This is a genomic window from Pyrinomonas sp. (genome assembly GCF_040289685.1).
Classification (GTDB): Bacteria; Acidobacteriota; Blastocatellia; order Pyrinomonadales; family Pyrinomonadaceae; genus Pyrinomonas.
On the sequence record NZ_PSLQ01000108.1, the window covers coordinates 1 to 5423 of the forward strand.

Consider the following 5423-nt stretch of genomic DNA (forward strand, 5'->3'; position numbering starts at 1 on the left):
GGGGGCGCGTTGTTTACACTCGCCGCCGGCTTCAATGGGGCCACGTTCTTTCGAACGTGGAAACAGCATTCTTGTATCCTTTTGTCAAAGACACATTTGTGGACCGCTTTGCGAGCGGTTCAGAATTGCGACGATAAATTACTGCATCGGTGTTACGGTGTCAAGTCCAAACTGTTGAGCACAGAGCGTTTGACTTCGGCGAGCGGTTCCAGCCTGTGGTGCATCACCTAAGCTCTCGCGCCTTGCGCGCCGCAATGTTGCTATATTGTTCATGCGTTTCGATACAACGGCGCTACCAAAAAAGCGAAAAATACCGGTCAGCTACTTTGATCGAAAGAGAGTAATCTTTACTGAATTATCCGCGTAGGCTTCAATGTATGCGTCAGATGCTTTGATCGAAAAGCAGGAATCTTTACGGGAAGACGAAACTCGCAGGATGAGCGCATTCGCTTCGGAAGTGAAACGTTGCCTTCGAATTCTCAGAAGTGGAGTGTCGCTTTTGAGTATACATACGATGATGGTTATTTTCTCTTCCTCCTCTACTTCGGTTTTGGATACACCCATCGATTTCAGAGTTTCTCATACGATGATAGCTATTTTCTCTTCCTTCTCTATTTTTCTGCCAAGCATCTCAATGCTTCTTTTAGCACGCTTATCGGCTGGCCCTACGTCTATGATCATCACTCGATCCTCACGGTGGTTGATGATCTCAGTCAGGGCTTCGATCATCAGTACGCGTTCCGTCGGTAGAAGATCGCATTGAAAGACGGAATATTGTATGGGATCACCAAATCCACGCATCGTTCGGTAAACTTGGCGCCAACGTCGAGGGTCAGAAATATCGTAGCTGACGATATAACGATTTCTCATGATCTGCGGCTGAAGCCTCCTCTGTATGTTCGACCTCACGACCAGCCTTTTCGCCTCTGTAAGCCGTTGGCGTCATTGCTGTCTTCGAATGTGAACGACCTCACCTTGTGCAGAACGACGGGTAGATGCTCACTTCGCCAGTTAGAAAGCGCGCGAGCAGCCGTGCTTGCACTTCGAAGATACGGCGATAACTCATCGGATAGTTAAACAACGGATGAGTCACCAGAGTGTTGAGTCTGCGCTCATAAGCTTCGATCACACGCTTTCTGCCCTCGGGCGTAAGCGCGACTGATCCAGCCCGTGCGATGAAATCCGACGGACGTATCTCGCCGTTATTGATGAGCCCGATTGCAACCGAATCAGCAACGATGGGGCGAAATTCTTCCATCAGGTCGAGCGCTAAGGCTGGTCGCCCATATTTCGGCTGATGGTAGAAGCCTAGATAAGGATCAAATCCGACCCCAACCAAAGTCGCCAAGACATCTTTGAGCAACATAGCGTAAAGGAAGGATAACAAGGCATTGACCGGATCTCGTGGCGGACGACGGTTGCGCGAGCTGAAATCAAAAGAAGAGAGTTCGCGCCCCGATCCCGCATCGCCTTTAAACATCATAGAAAAGTGAGCGAAATAGTCGCGCGCAGCCGTGCCTTCTATGCCGAGCAATTCGGCCAGCGCCGTTGCTCTTTCGGCTCGTCGCCTGCTCTGCGCCAATCGGCGCAAGATCTTTTCAGGCAGGTCTCGACCGTTACGCCTGAGCAACGTGCGCGCATTTCTGATCTTGCCCGCGACGAAAGCTCGCGCCAAGCGCAAGCATAGCTCCGCATCCGCCGCCGCCGCGAACTGCCTCTGACGCAGCTCTATGTTCTTCGACGGTGGCGGAGTCGTTACGGCAACGAGCCACCCTGCATGTGAAAGATGAACGATGATCGAATCGCGCGATGCGAGTTCACGCAACGCTTGCGCCGATAGCTGCACATTGCCGAAGAGCACAAGATGCGATATCTCAAGCAGCCGCACTGCGGCGATCACTTCGCCTTTGCTGCGTACTTCCAAAGTTTCGCCGTTGAGTCCGATCGTGTGCCCATGCCCTTGCACGTAAACCGGCAAACGATCGTCACGCGCCGGAGTGAGCCGACGAACAGGCGCTGAAGCTTCCGCAGCGCTTTGCTTCAAGAGGTTGGTTTCATCTGGCAAGCAGATGCCAACGAGCGAGCAGCGCGGGCATTTAGGCGAATTCACGAGCGGAGGCGGCATTTCGCCTGAACGAGCAAGATGCCGCGCTTCTTCGAGCAGACTGAGCGTACGAGCGATGAGTTCTTCGGTGAAATCGATGCGCACGCGCGTGCGCGTCTCGGCAAAATAGATGATACCGTAGTCAGCTCGATAGCCTTCCTCGCGAAGCAACAGCCCTTGAAGGCAAAGTTGCACACGGTCCGGCTCGTAAGCGCCTTCGGGGACGCGCTCTAACGAAGGAGGCGAACCGCGTTTGTAGTCTACGGGAACAAGCGCCCCGTCTTCCGCTTCGATGAGATCTATGCGTGCGATGGCGCCGAGCCGATCGGATCCGATAAGCACAGAACGAGCGTGGATCTCTTCTCGACCACTTAATTCCGTGGCCGATGGGACCTCGCCTTGTTGCCGGTCAACGCGCCGGTGAACCAATCTACCTTCAAGCGTGTCGGTGTTATGCGCCCATTCTCTCTGCACGTACTCCAGATAGAATAGCCGCGGGCAGTAGCATAACTCGTTCACCATGCGGGCGGGTATTTGCTCGAAGTCGGGGGGGGATCGTACTCATTCAAATGGCGTTTCGAAAAAAGATGGTTTCTCGCTTGCAAGGTTTTCGGAACCAAGAAAATCACATGCTGCCCCGTGAACCCATGACTGATGAGCACGTCTGCTCTAGCTGAACGTCCGCGTCAATAGACCGAACTCGTAGCCAACTTCTTCGATCTCGCGTCGGTTTAGCACCTTGCCTTCGGGAATTCTTCTCTTCAACCTGAAGACCAGAGCGGCTTCGCCTACTCCTACAGCACGCGGCAATGTGGCCAGAATGCGGTTCAAGTTGGAGCGACTGATCCGCGCCTTACCGGTTTCCTCCTGTTTTTGGCGGAGATGCCACATGAGACCATCGTAGACTTTGGTGGCGCAGTACATTGCGTCCCGGAGGATAGCTTCCGTCTCCGGATCGGTGTGGATTTGTGCCTTGACCGTTAGTACTGGCATTAATTCTTCAGGATTATAGCCCCCTCGCGCTCCCCCGTTTTTCTAAAACGAAACATCACCCTCGAAATGTCCGAAAATTCGCTTCGCATCTTGGTCAAACCTCAAGTCTGTCGGGGAGCTCATTCAACTGGCAGAAAAAGACCCAATCCGAAATGGCAACCAAACCCGAGGGCGATCGGGCCGGCTACCGGCTCGGCGAATTCGATCTCGAACCCAGCAAGGCCGTGACCGCGCGTGCCGTTACGTCTTTCGACGTGAAAGTCAGACCAGCGGAACATGAGTCCGCCGACAATGTAACCTCCTATCCGCTCTATCCTCACTGGCTCAGGGAAGCCGCGCAGCATGAGTTCGCGGCGAAGTTGCGCTTCGGGCAAGTCGCGCAGACGCGGGCGTCCGCGCGCGCCACGGGTTGCAAAGCGCGGGAGAGAAAAGGGGGACGCCGAACGCCACCGAGAGGCGCACGCAAAGACGCATGCGTTCGCAAAATCGGCGCGCGCGCCGATTCCCAGAAGCACCATTCGGATGTCCGGCTCAGGACCACGCCTGTATATGAAGCGTAGCGCGACGAGAGCCTCTAGATCACCATGATCAAATCCGCACGGCGCGTATACGGTCACATGATCCAATCGTCCGTCGCCGTCTTCGTCAGCGGCAAGGTAGTGCGCATGTCTGTGACCCGCGAGCGGCACACCCGCGACCGTCTTGCCGATGATCGCTTCTGAGTGCGAAGTCTCCGCGCGATTTCTTATCAACGCTCGTCGCACTAGTTCGGCGAACGGCAGCGTTTCGGTCACCGGAGGCAATACAGCCGACTCGAGCGCATAGCGGGCAACAACAACCCCAGTGTTTGGCGTTTGCTCCTTTTCAAACGGATGGATTACACATGCGAATCGCCAAGATGGCATTTCTAGCTCAACCTCCAGCGCTCTCTTTCAGCGACGAACAATCCCAGTCCGAAATGGCACGAATCACCGATGATCAAAGGCCCCATTATCGATTTCCTAAACTCAACGCAGACCATGTAGCCGGGACGCATCCAAGGCGTGCCTGTCTCTTTACGTGCACGCCGTCGTTCGCGCGCCTCGTGTAGGTTGACCCAGATCGGCTCACAGATCTTTTCGACCCTCGCGACGGGACTTCTGTTGTTGGCCAGTTTTTCGACGAACTTCTCCACAGTCTCACTCGGTCGCTCGCGCCTGCTTTTGCGAAACCGATGGCGTTCAGCAGGCGGGACGAAAGGGGTGACGCTCCTCCAGACTCGCGCTTCGTCGAACATTCCTTTTAGCAGAGAAATCTCAAAGGGTAATGGCAATAAGCGTATTCCCCACTTGCGGGCTGCAGGTTCCCATCGAATCGGGCGCTCTAAAGCTTTAAGAAGAGCCTCGATCTCTTTGGGCTCGAAAGGCTTTTCGCGCCAAACGACGAGCCTCGTCGGGTTGCCGTCCTCATCAGGCCAAAGCAAAAAATAGGCATGAAGATGTCCGTTAAGAGGATTCCCATGTTCATCCTTGCCACACAAGGGCGCAAGCTTACGGCGATTTTCTGGATCAAGCTGGTCGTAATCTCCTCCTGACCCCCATCTTTCGGCGAGCAACAAGGGGATTTCGAGCAGCCGATAAGCGAGGTCGCCGCGACGCGAACCGGAAGAGGATCTCGATGCCCAATCTTTTCCGTCCTGATTGTTCATCTTCGCTGGCCGTTTGAGACCGTCTCGATACGTGCTGGAAGAGACTTCGACGACGATGAACGACCGATCAACACCGACGATATATGAAGTCGAACTTCAAAGCGTGAGAACCCACTTTGAATCTACAAAAAACCGCGCCGCAATAAAGGACGAAGTTGAGCTCCGACTCCTATGAAAGATGATCCATGAGGGATTACGAGCGCCGAAGCGCCGCCGTGCGATGTGAGTTGCATCCGACGGCAAACCCACCGCCAGTAATCGGTTGCGCGCCAGCGACGGTGTGACGCACGACGCGCATTTTACGACTGGCGAGATTCCAGAGCAAGAGTTTTTTGGGAGATCAACTGATCGGTGGGCTCTCAAAACAGCTAGGCAGAAGACGAAATTTTTGCCACGTGATTACGACTTTGCGCATCTTGAGTTCTCACAACGGTTAAGCAGAAGCCGAACGTAACGCGCAAGACGCGACCCGAAAACTTGATTCATGGCGGGTTTTCACCGAAGAGTTTTTGGGACTCGATTCGATTAGCCCACGAAACTCGACCGATCAGTTGGCTCTCACACTCCAACGACAAGCCAGATCCTAAGAGTCCGGGCGAATCGCGCGGCGAGATGTGTAGGGATCGTTCCCGACTGCAT

Annotated in this window: 5 protein-coding genes; all 5 read right to left on the minus strand. The window is 54.4% G+C overall.

Going from position 1 to position 5423, the window contains the following annotated elements; translation table 11 throughout:
• Window positions 1-579: 579 nt before the first annotated feature.
• On the minus strand, window positions 580-870 hold the full coding sequence (gene cas2 / locus C4334_RS14310; RefSeq protein ID WP_352432767.1) for a CRISPR-associated endonuclease Cas2: 291 nt from the start codon (window positions 868-870) through the stop codon (window positions 580-582).
• A gap of 100 nt (window positions 871-970) precedes the next feature.
• Window positions 971-2626, minus strand: a complete 1656-nt coding sequence (gene cas4g/cas1g / locus C4334_RS14315; RefSeq protein WP_352432768.1) for a CRISPR-associated endonuclease Cas4g/Cas1g — start codon at window positions 2624-2626, stop codon at window positions 971-973.
• 147 nt (window positions 2627-2773) lie between these two features.
• A complete protein-coding gene (locus C4334_RS14320; RefSeq protein ID WP_352432769.1) occupies window positions 2774-3097 on the minus strand; it encodes an STIV orfB116 family protein in 324 nt (107 codons plus the stop codon).
• 119 nt (window positions 3098-3216) lie between these two features.
• Window positions 3217-3891 (minus strand): type I-G CRISPR-associated protein Csb2, encoded by a 675-nt coding sequence (csb2, locus tag C4334_RS14325; RefSeq protein ID WP_352432770.1) that lies wholly within the window; start codon window positions 3889-3891, stop codon window positions 3217-3219.
• A 113-nt stretch (window positions 3892-4004) separates the two neighbouring features.
• Window positions 4005-4784: a type I-G CRISPR-associated protein Csb2 gene (gene csb2, locus C4334_RS14330; protein WP_352432771.1), complete on the minus strand. Its 780-nt coding sequence runs from the start codon at window positions 4782-4784 to the stop codon at window positions 4005-4007.
• Window positions 4785-5423: the final 639 nt, after the last annotated feature.